The sequence below is a fragment of the Pseudoalteromonas sp. Scap06 genome (genome assembly GCF_013394165.1).
GTDB lineage: Bacteria > Pseudomonadota > Gammaproteobacteria > Enterobacterales > Alteromonadaceae > Pseudoalteromonas.
The window spans coordinates 472,849-487,707 of the sequence record NZ_CP041331.1 but is presented as its reverse complement, the minus strand read 5'-3'; the positions used below and the strand labels follow the sequence as shown (position 1 = coordinate 487,707).

Annotated in this window: 14 protein-coding genes and 3 pseudogenes; 4 read left to right on the top strand and 13 right to left on the bottom strand. The window is 38.9% G+C overall.

From position 1 onward, the window contains the following. The first annotated feature begins 65 nt into the window (after positions 1-65). On the top strand, positions 66-866 hold the full coding sequence (locus FLM47_RS17635; protein ID WP_178957148.1) for a chromosome partitioning protein ParA: 801 nt from the start codon (positions 66-68) through the stop codon (positions 864-866). A gap of 671 nt (positions 867-1,537) precedes the next feature. Here FLM47_RS17635 and FLM47_RS17630 read toward each other — a convergent pair. From FLM47_RS17630 to FLM47_RS17600, 7 genes are all read right to left on the bottom strand, one after another. Next, positions 1,538-2,509 (bottom strand): hypothetical protein, encoded by a 972-nt coding sequence (locus tag FLM47_RS17630; RefSeq protein ID WP_138608004.1) that lies wholly within the window; start codon positions 2,507-2,509, stop codon positions 1,538-1,540. Between the two features lie 74 nt (positions 2,510-2,583). Beyond that, entirely contained in the window at positions 2,584-2,754 is a 171-nt protein-coding gene (locus tag FLM47_RS18925; RefSeq protein WP_256729750.1) for a hypothetical protein, read from the bottom strand. Between the two features lie 232 nt (positions 2,755-2,986). Next, positions 2,987-3,523 (bottom strand): hypothetical protein, encoded by a 537-nt coding sequence (locus tag FLM47_RS17620; protein WP_178957147.1) that lies wholly within the window; start codon positions 3,521-3,523, stop codon positions 2,987-2,989. Positions 3,524-3,645: 122 nt separating this feature from the next. Then, positions 3,646-4,638: a hypothetical protein gene (locus FLM47_RS17615; RefSeq protein ID WP_178957146.1), complete on the bottom strand. Its 993-nt coding sequence runs from the start codon at positions 4,636-4,638 to the stop codon at positions 3,646-3,648. A gap of 85 nt (positions 4,639-4,723) precedes the next feature. Next, entirely contained in the window at positions 4,724-5,017 is a 294-nt protein-coding gene (locus FLM47_RS17610) for a hypothetical protein (protein WP_178957145.1), read from the bottom strand. A gap of 97 nt (positions 5,018-5,114) precedes the next feature. Continuing rightward, positions 5,115-5,510, bottom strand: coding sequence for a hypothetical protein (locus FLM47_RS17605; protein ID WP_178957144.1), 396 nt, complete (start codon positions 5,508-5,510; stop codon positions 5,115-5,117). 103 nt (positions 5,511-5,613) lie between these two features. Continuing rightward, positions 5,614-6,171 (bottom strand): GNAT family N-acetyltransferase, encoded by a 558-nt coding sequence (locus tag FLM47_RS17600; RefSeq protein ID WP_178957143.1) that lies wholly within the window; start codon positions 6,169-6,171, stop codon positions 5,614-5,616. 354 nt (positions 6,172-6,525) lie between these two features. Here FLM47_RS17600 and FLM47_RS18995 point away from each other — a divergent pair, with 354 nt between their 5' ends. After that, positions 6,526-6,783 carry a DNA repair protein RecO C-terminal domain-containing protein gene (locus FLM47_RS18995; protein WP_372239241.1) on the top strand — a complete coding sequence of 86 codons (258 nt, stop codon included), beginning with the start codon at positions 6,526-6,528 and terminating at the stop codon, positions 6,781-6,783. A 54-nt stretch (positions 6,784-6,837) separates the two neighbouring features. On the opposite strand, the pseudogene FLM47_RS18990 reads toward FLM47_RS18995, so the two are convergent. Next, positions 6,838-6,882 (bottom strand): annotated as a pseudogene (locus tag FLM47_RS18990) (hypothetical protein); the annotation flags it as partial. Between the two features lie 434 nt (positions 6,883-7,316). Between FLM47_RS18990 and FLM47_RS17590 the strand changes: the two are divergent. Both FLM47_RS17590 and FLM47_RS17585 read left to right on the top strand, forming a co-directional pair. After that, on the top strand, positions 7,317-8,588 hold the full coding sequence (locus tag FLM47_RS17590) for an O-acetylhomoserine aminocarboxypropyltransferase/cysteine synthase family protein (protein ID WP_013463280.1): 1,272 nt from the start codon (positions 7,317-7,319) through the stop codon (positions 8,586-8,588). A 68-nt stretch (positions 8,589-8,656) separates the two neighbouring features. Next, complete coding sequence (locus FLM47_RS17585) at positions 8,657-9,316, top strand: NADPH-dependent FMN reductase (protein ID WP_178957141.1); 660 nt, start codon at positions 8,657-8,659, stop codon at positions 9,314-9,316. 16 nt (positions 9,317-9,332) lie between these two features. Here the strand turns inward: FLM47_RS17585 and FLM47_RS17580 are convergent, their stop codons facing one another. From FLM47_RS17580 to FLM47_RS17560, 5 genes and pseudogenes are all read right to left on the bottom strand, one after another. Then, on the bottom strand, positions 9,333-9,521 hold the full coding sequence (locus FLM47_RS17580; RefSeq protein ID WP_075170194.1) for a DUF1289 domain-containing protein: 189 nt from the start codon (positions 9,519-9,521) through the stop codon (positions 9,333-9,335). Positions 9,522-9,535: 14 nt separating this feature from the next. Further along, a complete protein-coding gene (locus tag FLM47_RS17575; protein WP_178957140.1) occupies positions 9,536-10,051 on the bottom strand; it encodes a hypothetical protein in 516 nt (171 codons plus the stop codon). Positions 10,052-10,193: 142 nt separating this feature from the next. Further along, a pseudogene (gene hisE, locus FLM47_RS17570) lies at positions 10,194-10,536 on the bottom strand (phosphoribosyl-ATP diphosphatase). Then, positions 10,527-11,307, bottom strand: a pseudogene (gene hisF, locus FLM47_RS17565) (imidazole glycerol phosphate synthase subunit HisF). Before hisF ends, hisE begins: the two co-directional pseudogenes overlap by 10 nt. A gap of 482 nt (positions 11,308-11,789) precedes the next feature. Further along, positions 11,790-14,849 (bottom strand): efflux RND transporter permease subunit, encoded by a 3,060-nt coding sequence (locus FLM47_RS17560; protein WP_178957139.1) that lies wholly within the window; start codon positions 14,847-14,849, stop codon positions 11,790-11,792. Positions 14,850-14,859 lie beyond the last annotated feature (10 nt).

Below are 14,859 nucleotides of genomic sequence, written 5' to 3'. Positions count from 1 at the left end.
ATGGCAGATTTTTTTCACAGCGCTAAACTCTAGTAAATAAACACTTAATTTAAGATAACTAAATAATGCCATATGCCGTATTTCCGCCAGAGGTTTATCATTATATTGCTATAAATTTTGGGCTACTTATTTTAGCCGCGTGGTTTTATATTCTTTTACTGATACTCAGAGAGTTTAGGGCATTTGCACTTAGCATGGTTAAAAGTAACGGCACAATGGATGATGCTACTTTAGCTATGTGCAGAGAGTCTGTTGAAAATGCCATGAGCTATGTTAACGATAATCGAAAAACTATCGCTGAGTTAATCAGTGTACAAATGCTATTACAACAGCAATTAACTGAGGTTACTTCATCAACCAAAGATCATGTTACCGAAAAAGAACAACAGCTAATCGATGATCTCAATAAAAAATTAAAACGCTCGCATAAGTTAATCCGCAAACTTAAAGGGGATTTGGATAAAAGTGTTGAAAAATTAAAAGTTACCCGTCAAAAACTCTATGCACAATATGATGCAGTGACTGTACTTCAAGAAGAAAAAGACCAGTTACAAGCAGATTATGAAGCGCTTAAAACCGCGAGCGAAAATAGTGATAAAACATCAAACGCAGATACATCGTCAACGCCCGATCAAACAAAGTTACTTAACACTTTAAACGAATATAAAAGGCAAATTGCAGAGCAAGACCAACTATTACAGCAATTGCAGTTACAAACTGACGGGCCAGAAAGTAGTGAAGAGCTTGACACATTAAAACAAGAGCTAGAAAAAACCCAGTACGCACTTAAGCACCTTACAAAAGAAAAAAAATTCATTGAGGGACGCTATTTAGAAATGATGAAAAATAGCCAAAAACCAAGCTAACTAACGACTTTTTTTAGCCTGAGCGAGTAAACGTTATTACAGTGTTTTCTGCTCATTCACTTCTCTTTGTTTAATAAGGTCTTTTAGTGATTTATGCACAAAGAGGGCTAAGAGGCGCTGCGCTTTTAGAAGAACAACACTGTGCTTTTCACACATGCTTTAGCTAATATTGATGTTTTGCATAATTGATTGATTGGTTGTTTTTTGTTAATTAAAGGCTTAGATGTAAATGATTAAATAAACCTTATTCGAGGTTTTGTCGCACTGGCGACGGCAGCCAAAGAGGGGCTGCCGCTGGTCCCTCTCTGGACACTCTCAGCGCACCCGAGCATCACGCTTTATCCTTCAAATAAACTATTGCTTGAACGTAAGCGGCGTATATTCACCATCCTTGGTGAAGTTACGCCTTGTATTTCATCCATGAAATACATTACTCAGCAATACCTTATTTTCAGGGCGTGATGGCGGGGAAATGTTAAACGTAACATGGGTAGTCACTTTTTACTTAGGTCGATTACAGTGAAGCTCAGTAAACAAAGGCAGCCTCAATTATGATTAGTGTTTTGTATTAACGATTGGCAGCAAAATATCATGAGCAGACGGTCAGGAGTTATAATGTCTGAAGTCAAGATTTGACCCCTTTGGCTATGGTTATATTACCTATGGTCTGATCATTCATAAGGGTAAAGACTGCCATTTTGATAAATGTTTGCCAGCCAGTTATTTACAATAGTGTTGGCTTCACTGAGTTCAGTCTGTGAAAGCTGAGGGTATTGCCGTTGCTCAAACCATGCATAACGATTATATAGTTCACCGTTTTCCGTTATTTCCATCATTAGGCGATTTAATGCGTACGACTTTGCTAAGCTATTACCGCTGATTTGTTGCGAATGATACAAAGCCGACAATTTCATTAACGCCTTTTCACTGCCATGCTTGGCTGCTTGCTCTAAAAAAGCGATTTTTTGTAGTTTGAATGCATCGCGTTTTTTAATGTACTCCTCTCTGTTTTGTGTTTTAAAACCTTGTGATTGCATATAAAACTCTGCTGTTATATCAGCAAATGTTTGTTGCGCTGCAACAGATCCGTTTTGCGCTGCATCATAAAAATATAAATAAAACTCACGACGTTGATCCTGATTAATTCCACTACAGTAATCAAATTTTTCTAACGTAGCATCAATTGCTTCACCTGCATAGGTATAATCAGCTATGGCTTCTAGCTTTGCTTGTAAGGCAAAATCATCAATAGGGGCAGTAAAGCAATATCTTAAATTGGCTGCAACAATATACTTTGCGTCAATATCGCCTTTGTCAGCCTTATTTTTTAAGTGCGCTAAATGTGTTTTTAGTTGCCCTTGTTGTTTCCAGCGTGGAATGGCCATTACAGCAAGTTGGTTATTTTGATCTTGTATGCCTTTTTCTATAGGGGCGATAGTGTTTTTATCGGATAAATCATCGAGTGTTTCTTGTTTTAAACTAAGGGGGGGAGTTGCTTTTAATGTATTTGGTTCCTTTACCACTGAGTTGAGAGGTGAAGAGTGCGATAATCGGCCACTGCTATAACTTAGTGCAATCAAAAGTAATATTAAGGCTAAGCATAGGTAAAGCAAAACACCTAGAGTTTTATTATTTATTTTCAAAGGCTTGGTACCATTTATTTACGTTAAGTTAAAACAGATTAAATTCTTATTATTCTAAGTTAGCATGTTAGTTATTAAATAACTTCATCTTCATTAGCTGGATCACCACTTTCATCTTCGCTTTTAATTTGTTTTTGCTTCATTCTTTCAATTTTTTTTATTTCTTGAGGAGGAATAGGGTAGATTGATATTAATGGAAAAAAGCTAAAAAGACCAATGCCCCCTTTGGCATTTTTTTGCTCCAAGTAACTAACTTAAACATTCCCTGAAAAACGACTAAGGCGAGTAACATTCCACCTAAATAATAAAATACTTCAATATCAATAGCGTTGAGTAAATCCATTTATCACTCCATCTTGTTATAGTAACTCAATGGGGAGAGTGCTGATGATATTCAAGAGTTAAATGAGTTTTGGTACTCATTTACTACTAATTGCCTTCTCTATGTTCAAATGATTTTAAGGACATTGTCAGAGTTTAGGTGTTTGTCATATCCCTGGTTAACATTTGATAAATACTCATTATATAAGTTAAAACAATAACGCATGAGATAGCTAAGATACTACTGTTAGGAAATAAATACCAAGCGGCTACAATTAAAATACTTCTTAACACAGCATGAATTAAGCCAACAGGATGTTTAACGATCCAAGAATATACTACCCAATGAAGTCCTAAGCCAACGCCTAAACTCAAAGGAACAAATTCAGGTGCATTTAAAAGTAATGGAATATGGACAGCCCAAAGAAGATTAACCATCACTATGCATAAACCCATTAGTTTTGCTAAAGGGTTGGATGAGGAAACTAAGTTCTCTTTTCTAAATTTAGCAATTAATAAGGCTATAGGAAAAATCCCGCCTGTTGCAAAGAGTAAAATATATATAGAAACATTTGCGCTAAATAGTGTACTTAGAAATCCAACTAAACCCCAAATTATGGTTCCAGCAACCGGCATTGAAATAGATCTGTTTGAAGATTGTTCAAATTCTTTTCTGTATTCATCTAATGTCAAAATACTCTCTCCTTGCTTGAGTAATGCTCAGACTTATTGAAGCACATAACTTCCAATATGAGCGTATACACGTGTGAAAAAACAGCGAAGCTGCGCACGTGCTTGTGACCCAGCGATCGTTGTTATACCGCGATTTTTGCACGATTAACGGTGGTGATAAAATCTTCTGGCGAATTTACACCTAAATATATTTTTGTTTTTCCATTTATAGGAGAACAGAGTTTGATAGCAACATTAGGAACACCAAAGTAGTTAAATCGTTTTACGTTGCGCGAACGTTTCACAAACGAATTATTTAGACTTATTTCAGATACGTTCTTTAATGGTATGGTTAAAGGCGCATAAAGTCCGTAACGAATGATTAAGTTTATCCCATGGATTGAAATGGGGCGTTTACCAACGGCTTTGTATTCGGCTAAGAAAAATATAAGTCCGAACAACGTAAGTCCTGTTGTGATATTTGCGGCGATGCTTGACCATAAAAAATGAAGGAGTAAGTGGACAAGTGGAATTTCGATAATAATAAGGAGTATAAAGCCAAATAGGTTACTCTGAGCACCATCTTTTTTATCGTAGAAAAAATGCTGATCGCCACGATATGCGCTACTTTTTATTTGCGATGCAAAAAGTGCAAAGCTCCAGACGCGCCCTTCAATTGACAGAATTGAGCTGAACAGCGATGAGCCGAAAATTTTCTCGATAGGATTAGCTACGGCTAAATCTGGATCTTCTTTGTTCACAAGTGAAGCTTGGACAGCTAAACATACAGTAACTAATGCTGTGACTTCCAAAACAAGAATGATGGCTAAGACAAAATAACGGCCACTCTCGAGAAAATGAAAAATAACTTTATTTTGTTCGGGAATGATAAGGCTTCCTATGAACACAGAAGTACAACATAAAATAGCCGTTTTCAAAAGAGCTTTTTGTTTATCGGATTCGCAAAGAAAGCACAAAATTGGAAGTACCAAGAGTGTGTCGAGCATAAATAGCCACTCATATTTAGCATTTCCATATTCGTTAAGCGCATTTGACGATGCGTAATAATACCACCACCAAATCGATATAATAGTTAAAAACGCCAGTGGAATTTTGCTTTTTATGTTCGGTTTCATGACACCCTTTAAGCGGTTAAAGAAAGCTGGCTATACTTGAGCGAAGCGAACAACCAGCTTTTTGTGTCCGCCCTGAAAACCCTTGTTATGTGTTGGACTCTTCGCTAGTACTCATTAGAACCAAGCGGAACTCACCAAAGTTTTTACCAAGAATAAGCTTTAATGGAATGATTGAAATTCCTAGGCCTATTAAGAAGCCAATAGGTTGAACAATTAACTTAATCGTATCAGTAGAGGCACCAAGCATACCTAGAATAAAACCTAAAACACCACCGACAATAGCGCCAATAACAACAGCTCCAATAATTGCTATGATGTTACGCCAAATATATGACCACCAAATTCGAGCGGCTCGTTTCCATGTTATTTCTAATTCCATTTAATACCCCTTAGTTTGATTGAGATTGACACATAACGCCCCATTAATGGACAAATATCAGTTAGTCAAAATATGCGACAGGAGCAAAAATCAACAGTTATTTGTCCCTGTTTAATGACTTATTAGGGGTAATTACCACCTTAAGTAACCATGCTAAAAATATTGCCATAAAAATAGCAAAGTAGTCGATTAAATACCCTTGACCATTTGAGAAATCACCAAAGGGAAAGGAAATTGTTATAGGAGCAATATGTGGAATTAAGCTATCACTTCCAACACTCCGAATACTCTGAAAAAGAAATAAGATCACAGAAACTAATATTCCAGTACGGCTTCTTATAAAAGTACCATATGCACCATAAGCCGGTATTAATACATAAAGTACGGAACAAATGATCAACCTTTCAATATTCTCAAAGTCTGAAAATATAGTCACTCCCAAACCTATCAATGTAAATAAGGCCAGAATTGAACTAGCAACTTTGAATTTCACTTTACTCCTAACGCCTTACTAATGGGCGCAAAAATGCTTGGCTAAACTCTGTAGCTTAGCGGAACCGAGCAAACGGTTAGCAGTCCCATGCTTAATGCGCTTGTTATTTTTCACGGTACTCGGACTGAATTAAACCAAAGCATTTAAGGTCGTGAAACTGGTTTTTCCAGAAACCACTTTGGCGTCTTACACCTTCCTCTTTGAAACCAACCTTTAGAAGTAGTGATTCAGATGCTAAGTTCCCCGGAACAGTATCCCCTTGTATTCGGTTAAGTTTACCGCAAGATAGTTCACCTAAAAATGCAGCTTTAACTATTCGATGGACTGCTTCAGTGGTCAAACCCATGCCCCAATACTGAGGCAACAAATCATACCCAAGTACGGCATTTTTCATTTTTGGACTCCAAGTATTAAAGCCACAAGTTCCGATAAATTTATCTGTTTCTTTTAGGCGAATAGCCCAACGAATACCAGAGTTTTCATTAAAGCGAGAGTTAAAGAGCTCTATTAAGTTGCTCGCTTGTGATAGTTCAGTGAAAGCTTCCAGATCATAGTATTCGACAACTGAATTGTCAGAGAATAACTCAAATAAGCTATTTGAGTCTTCTTTGGATAATTTATCTAACCTTAAGCGATTTGTCTCTAAAACTGGAAATGACAACCTGAATCCTCCTTGAAATATAACGCCGCGTTAAGCGGACAAAAATTGTGGGTTATAATGTGGAGCGAAGCGAAACGTAACCCACTGTTTTTATTCCGTTTAAACGCCTTGTTATGAGTTTTCACTGCGAACTTTGAGAAAGTATTGGAAAATCATAAGCACGATAGAGGCAATAATAGAAGCTACTACACCAATCCAAAAACCAATCCATCTTTCAGCTTTAGCCGATTCTATTGCTCTAGCTTCTTGTGCAGAAAACAATGCTTCAACTACTTTTTTATCGGCACTAACTAACGGCTCTAGTTTATTTTTTTCTTCGACAAGTGTTTCAAGTGATGTCTGATTATCCGTAACTTGAATTTTTTGCAATTTAATAAATTCAAGCAACTGCTTCAAGCTACTTTCAGTGTTCTCCAATTGTTCAATTTGAGATTTGAAATTAAGGTCTTGGGAGAGTTTGGCTTCACGTTGAATTTCAGCTTGTGTATTAAAGTAGATAGCAAAAACAAAGCCAAGTACACCAATAATAAAAGACAGTATGCTAGTTGTTTTGGGCGATTTTATGTATGCATGAATCCATGCTGTTGCTGCCTGTTTAGCAATCGGATTTGAAAATGCCTCAAGAACTTTATCTGCTTTTTGCATGTTACATTTTCTACAAGCGGCAGCTAAATTTTCGCGTTCATCAGATCCACCTTTACTGCGCGGCATCTTGTGATCAATCGAGCAACTGGATTCATCTAACTTAATTCCACAATATTCACACTTCCAATTAGCTTCATTAAGTACTTGTTGTTTTAAGGCCTGGGTAATTCTCATCGACTTCCTTGATACTCATAACAATTTAATAGTGCGCTCATCGCGCATATCTCTGCCAATGTCACGCTCACTTTTCTATTTTATATAGTTTTAACAAATTACCTAACATATTGCTATCAATAAGTTTTTATTGTTTTTAATAAATACTTAGAGGACTAATATGCGCGCTTGGCTCATTTTCTTGAATATATGAGCAAACGATAGTTTTAACACTTACCTAGATACAGCATTCAATCAAATTGCTTCAACATTCTTTAGTATATTTCATGTGCACTTTGTAACCATTAAATGCTACGTTAGATGTAACTATATTGAAGGAATAAATTATGAAACTTGAGTCTTTAGCGTTGCACCATGGTTATGAATCTGAAGCCACCACTAAATCGGCGGCGGTGCCAATTTATAACACCTCTTCGTACACCTTTGATAATACCCAGCATGGCGCTGATTTATTTGATTTAAAAGTGCCGGGTAATATTTATACCCGCATAATGAACCCGACCAATGCGGTACTTGAGCAGCGTATTGCCGCGATGGAAGGCGGCATTGGTGCGTTGGCTGTGGCCTCGGGTATGGCGGCGATTACCTATGCGATTCAATGTTTATGTGAAGTGGGCACTAATATTGTAAGCACCAGCCAAGTGTATGGTGGCACTTATAATTTATTTGCTCACAGCTTGCCGCGCCAAGGTATAGAAGCGCGAATGATTAAAGCCGATGATTTTGACGGTTTTGAAAACGCGATTGATGAAAACACCCGTGCGGTTTTTTGCGAGTCAATTGGTAATCCTGCTGGGAATATTGTTGATATTGCTCGCCTTGCGAAAATTGCCCACAGTAAAGGGGTGCCTTTAATTGTAGATAACACCGTGGCTACGCCGTATCTGTGTCGTCCATTTGAGTTAGGTGCCGATATTGTGGTGCACTCGCTCACTAAATACATTAACGGTCATGGAACCGCGATTGGCGGCATGATTGTTGATTCGGGCAAGTTTGACTGGAAAGCCAATGCAACCCGTTTTGCGATGATGAATGAGCCTGATCCGTCGTACCATAATGTAGTGTATACCGATGCATTTGCTGAGGCGGCGTTTATTGGCCGTTGCCGTGTTGTCCCACTTAGAAATACCGGTGCGGCGCTTGCGCCTAAAAACGCCTCTGATATTTTAATTGGCCTTGAAACGTTAGGGCTAAGAATGGATCGTCACTGCGAAAACGCGCAAAAAATTGCTGAATACCTAGAGAGCCATCCTAAGGTGCTTTGGGTTAATTATGCGGGATTAAAATCAAGCCCGTATAACGAAATAAGCCAAAAAATTACCAATGGTAAAGCGTCAGGTATTTTAAGTTTTGGTATTGCCGGTGGCCTTGAAGCCGGTACGCGGTTTATTGATGCTCTAAACATGATTTTACGTTTAGTAAATATTGGCGATGCTAAATCGCTGGCGTGTCATCCTGCATCGACCACGCACCGCCAATTAAATGATGAAGAGCTGGCCAATGCGGGCGTTAGCCGCGATTTAATTCGGTTATCGGTGGGTATTGAAAACATTGACGATATTATTGCCGATGTAAGCCAAGCGCTTGATAAGGCCTAAATCGTACAGTAAATACCTCAAACTTTTTTGAGGTATTTATTTTTGCAATTAAAAAGGAGTGCCGATACATGAAATTTTTAATTTTTCTCGGTTCGGTTAGAAAAAGTACCCCACCTAAGCCTGCGCGTTTAGGGGAAAGGGTAGCGAAAGCATGTGAGCGTTGTTTGCTTGAGCATTACTCTGAGCATGAAATAGAGCTTATTGATCCGCTCGATTATGATTTAGACCCTGTGTTTAAACCGCACTTTGCTTATTTGCAGGCTGAGGTACCTAAACAGCTTGATGCCTTAGCGGCAAAAATTAAAGCCAGCGATGGCTTTGTTATGGTAAGCCCTGAATATAATCATTCTATGAGTCCGGCACTCGCTAATTTGCTAAACCACTTTGGTAGTTCTTTATTTGGTTATAAACCTAGCGCGATTGTTACTTATTCTGCAGGGCAGTGGGGCGGCGTACGTGCTGCTGTTGGCATGCGCAGCTTTTTAAGTGAACTGGGTTGTTTACCGGTATCAGCAATGATCCATGTACCAAAAGCGCAAGATGTGTTTATTGAAAGTGGTGACGCAAATAATGCGACAGAGCAAACATCGTGGGATAGCTATTTTTCGCGCACCTTTAATCAATTAATTTGGTGGGCAGAAGGTGCTAGCAAACAACGTGAAGCGTTAGATCCTAAGCAGTTAAGCAAAGATTTTAAACGTGACCCATCACAGCGTAATGCGCCTTAACGGTTAAAAATTTAAGCTAGTCTTTTTTAGCATCTTCACGAGGGGAGGCCAATATTGCTTGCTTTTGTTCGTCAGTTAAAATAATCCAGTCGAATATTTCGTCGCTGGTGCGACCGCACCCAGTACAGTAGCCATTCATTCTATAACATTCACCGATACAGTCTGTTTTTAAATGAGTGGATTGTTTACTGGGTGTTTGGCGCATACATTCTCTCGTCATTATTTAGTGGCGACGGGCTTTCCTACTTCTAAAGAGGTCGACCAAGTTTTAATTTTTGATAACGTTTTGCTGGTATAAACAGAAATAACCGGCGACTTATCATCAAGTACAAAGGTGGTACGCAGCGACGTTTCTGACTCTTTTTGTGTTTCTAACCAGTTGTTTGTTTTAGTTAAACATTGGCGAGTGAGTTCAATTGCTTGTTGATGCATAGCTACCGCTTGCTGTTGATCTTTGTAGCTTTCTTGGCATTGATAGGTCACAGTTTGATTGTTAAAACTAGTCACTTGGCAGTTATCGCCAAAAACGTTGTACTTTGCAGTCCACACATCTAAATATGAGTTTTGTACTTTAGTGTCTTTTAACGCATCAAAGCGATTATCGAATTCGGTTATTAAGCCATCCATTTTTTCACAGGGCGTTAAGCTGTCTAATTTGGCTTTTTGTTCACTGGTTAAACTGCTACAGCCAGATAAAATAAGGCCCGTGAGTATAAGCGATATATAAGTTTTCATAGTGCGCTATCCTTTTGTAATTGCTACCAAGGATACCTAAGGTAGAGAATAAATGCTATTGAGAGTCTGAATTAAAAAAGAAAAATTATGGCTTTTTATAACGATGTGCGCCAAATAATGGCGCACACAGTAATCGTTATATTTACTTATGACGACCTTGTAGGCAAGCAGCTACACCAGTGAGCTCTAACCCTTGTCGTTGTAATAGTACAACAAGGTGATACAACAAATCGGCCGATTCGTTGTAAGTTCATTGTTATCGTGTTTCATTGCTGCAAGTGCCACTTCTACACCTTCTTTACCTACTTTTTGACAGCTACGGCTTAAGTCTTCTGCGAACAGTGACGCAGTGTAGCTTTTAGCGCTTCGCTGTTCATAAAGCCTTGCATTAAAATTACGCCAGAGCGGACATCTTGAACAATGGCAGGGATCATCTCGCTTTTAGCGAAAGCAACTTGAGTTTGGTTTTCTAAGGTTACTTGCATAGTCTTGCTGCCACTTGGTTATCGATTAAAAATTGTTTTAGTTCACCGATGTTTATCACGTTTTTGTAAAAAAACACTGGCTGCGAGCGTACCATCTACTTGGCTTTGTTGAAATACATCAACAAAATCTTGCATGCTGCCTGCACCGCCTGAGGCGATTAAAGAAATATCACACAGCTGGCGTATTTTGCTGAGTTGCTCGTTGTCGTAACCGTTGCGAACACCATCTTGGTTCATACAACTTAAAACGATTTCGCCTGCACCTAAGTCTTGTACGCGTTTAACCCATTCTTCGGTTTTATAACGGGTGCGGCTTGACGCATTAGGATCGCCAGTAAGCTGATAAACTAGATATTCACCGGTTGTTTCGTCAAAAAAGCTGTCAATGCCAACAACTACACACTGTTTGCCAAACTCATCATGTAATTCTTTTATTAGCTCTGGACGCGCAATTGCAGGGCTATTAATACTGATTTTGTCAGCGCCACGTTCAAGCACACGAGCTGCATCGGCCACCGATTTAATACCACCGGCTACACAAAATGGAATATCGATATGGCGGGCAATGTTTTCCACCAAATTGACATCGAGTAGGCGTTTTTCAACACTTGCACTGATCTCGTAAAACACCAGTTCATCAGCACCGACTTTGCTGTAAGCTTTAGCTAGGGTAAGTACATCGCCAACCACTTCGTGGCCTTTAAATTTAACTCCTTTAACGACTTAGCCGTCTTTTACATCTAAACAAGGAATTATGCGTTTTGATAACATGAGAATGCCTAGTTTTTAAAATTTTGATTTGAAATAAAGCTGTTTTTACATTTATCGTTTGTATGACTAAATAGAAGACACATAGACTGCACTTGATATGTTATTTATTTGATAAATTTGAATAGTTAATTTAATGAATGAATCTTAATGCATTACTATGCAATGAATTCTTAGCCTCACCACATAATAGAACTCCGGCTATGTTAATACTTGAAGCTAGAACTTAAAGTGATAATTAATGCCTTAAAAAAATATCCGCTTCAATGCTTATTTAAATTTATAAAATACTAAAATTAAAATGTTTATTTTGAAAAAGAATAACCGTATCTGAGGGCGTTTTTAGCAGCTATAAGGTTTGAAAGGTATGTTGTATATGCAGTATTTTTTAAAAGTTAATTGTGATAATTATATGAATTATTTTGCTCAAAGCTTATAAAAAGGCCATGACTTACTACTAAGCATGGCCATATTTTTGTTGGCGTTTAATTAGTTGCCTGTTCGTCTTGTTTAACATTCATAAAAATGGCGTATAGAACAGGTATTACGATTAATGTAAGCAAGGTAGCAAACAGTAACCCGAATACTAAAACCACAGACATTGATTGGAAAAATGCATCAAAATACAGTGGAATAACCCCTAACACCGTGGTTAGTGTGCCCATCATTACCGGTCTTACCCGACTATTTGCCGAGTCGATAATGGCATTATATGCAGGTTTACCTTGGCGAATTTCCATGTCCATTTGATCTACTAATACAATGGCATTTTTAATTAACAAACCTGAGAGCGACAGTAATCCTAATATACCCATAAACTCTAGTGGTATTTGTGTGGTTACCAGCCCAAACACAACACCAATTAAGGCTAATGGCACAACAAGCCAAATAATAATTGGTTGTTTTAAAGCATTAAATAACACAATAACAATCAGCACCATGGCTAAAAAGCCCATTGGAATAGTTGAGGCCAACATTTCGTTAGACTCTTTCGATTGTCCGTATTCGCCATCCCATTCAAGTCGATACCCTTGAGGAAGGTCAATGGCTTCTATTTTAGGCCTTACCCGATTAAATAACTCTGAGGCTAGTTCACCCGGCAGAGGATCCGCTTGAGCTTTTATAGTCCATTCACGGTCTTCACGTTTTAAAATGCCATCGCGCCAGACGGTTTTAAACCCATTGGTTACTTGCGCTAGGGGCAGTGTTTCACCAGTGATATTGCTTTGTACCTGAATGTTGCCAATATCGTTTATGTCGACACGTTCCGATTGTGGTGCTCTAACAATAATAGGAATGAGCTCTTCACCTTCACGATACTGTCCAACCACTTGACCAGAAAAGTTCTGCTGTAAGGCTTCAGCAACCGCTTTACGCGTTACACCAGCGCGCTGCGCATTAATGGCTGAGTACTGTGGTTCAATAACACTAATGCGTTGTCGCCATGTATCTTTAATAGACAAGGCGCCGCCATCATCAATTAATACTCCTTTTGACTGTGCTGCTAGCTCTCTTAATACATCTGGGTCTGGCCCTTTAAATGTGGCTTCTATTTTAGAGCCCCCACCTGGGCCCATTACAAAGCGCCATGCTTTGCCTTGAGCATCAACAAAGTTATCGTCAATGTAATTTTGTACGGTAGGTAAAAGTTTATCTAGCTTTTTGTAGTCATCGACTTTAGCTAAAATTTGCCCGTAAGAGCTGTTTGGTGACTCACTACCATAAATAAGCATGTAGCGAAGCCCGCCGCCGCCAATAAGCGTTTGTATACCTTCAACGCCATTTTGTTGCTTTACAAATTTCTCTAACTTGAGCATATCTCTTTTGGTTTTTTCAATATCGGTACCTTGCGGTAGCCAAAAATCAACCACCATTTGTGGTGTGGTAGAAGCTGGAAAAAATCCTGATTTTACAAATTGAAATCCCCACATAGACACACTAAAAGTGGCAACCACAATGGCAATACTGAGCCAGCGATGATGCAATGCCGAAACCACAACAGATTGATATAACGTCATAAGTTTATTTGGCTTCGCTGAGCCTGAGGTGTCGTTATCTTGCTCTTTAAACAAGCAATAACAAAATAAGGGGGTTAGGGTAATGGCAAATAACCAGCTGTATAACAGAGAAATTAAAATAACCCAGAATAAATGACCGGTAAATTCAGCGGTATCACCTGGGGCAAGACCAATAGGCGCAAAAGCAACAATGCCTACCAAGGTACCACCCAGTAGTGGCCACTTAGTTTGCTTGACGACTTCGCTAGCAATTTCTAACTTTTTACGGCCCTTTTGTGTACCAACTAAAATCCCTTCGGTCACAACTATAGCGTTATCAACCATCATGCCTAGCGCGATAATCAGCGCACCAAGAGAAATTCGATGCATGGGTATGCCGCTCCAATCCATGGTAGCAAGGGTCGCAAAAATGGTTAGCAGTAATACGGCGCCAATAATAATTCCTGAGCGCAAACCCATAAATAGCAGCAGGGTAACCATTACGATCACCAGTGCGACTAAAACATTCACTACAAAGTTGTCGACTGAATCTTGTACTACTTTACCTTGGTGGTAAAACTCATGCACTGTGATACCCAGCGGTCTGAGGTTTTCAGTTTGTTTTACTTTGTCATCAACGCGGTCAAATACTTTAACCACATTAGCACCCAAGACACTGGCGACCCCAAGTGAAATTGCAGGTTTAGAGTTATAACGGACTAACTTGGTTGGTGGGCTTTGAAAGCCACGGTATACATTGGCAATATCTTTAAGATAAATTGTTTTACCTTCACCGCTGGCACTAACCAATAGATTTTTAATGGTATCAACGGAGTTAATTTCTCCGGTAGGGTCGATAAAAATACGTTGATCGCCAATTTGAGTGTTACCAGCGCTCAATACAGCGTTTTGCTCATCTAAAATGCCGTAAATATTATTAATAGAAACGCCTAAAGAGGCTAACTCTTCACGGGCTATTTCTACAAAGATGCCTTCTTGCTGCACGCCTGTCATAGCAACTTTGGCTACGCCCTCTACTTGTAAAATGTCACTTTGCAAATCTTTAGCGTAGGCATGTAACTCGTCGGGTGAGTATCCTTCGGAGGTTATTAAATAGCTTAAGCCATATACATCACCAAAATCATCATAAACTTGTGGCGTGCCAGTACCAGGCGGTAATGTTGGACGTGTGTCATTTATTTTGTTTCTGAGCTTAGTCCAAATAACTTGCAACTCAGATTTAGTCGGGGAAAACTCTGATTTAATCTCTACTTTAATTTCAGATAAGCCCGTAGATGAGGTGGACGATATAGTATCAACTTCTTGTAGTTCTTGAATTGCACGTTCAAGCGGCTCAGTTACCTCCTTTGCTACTTCTAGCGGGCTTGCACCTGAGTAGGAGACAAACACTTGCGCGGTGCGAATTATAAATTCGGGGTCTTCAAAGCGAGGCATGTTTTTATAGGATGAAAAACCAAATCCTAGGGTTAAAATAATGAGTATAGTGCTTATTAACTTATTATTAATTGTCCATTTTGCTAAATCCATTATCGCGCTC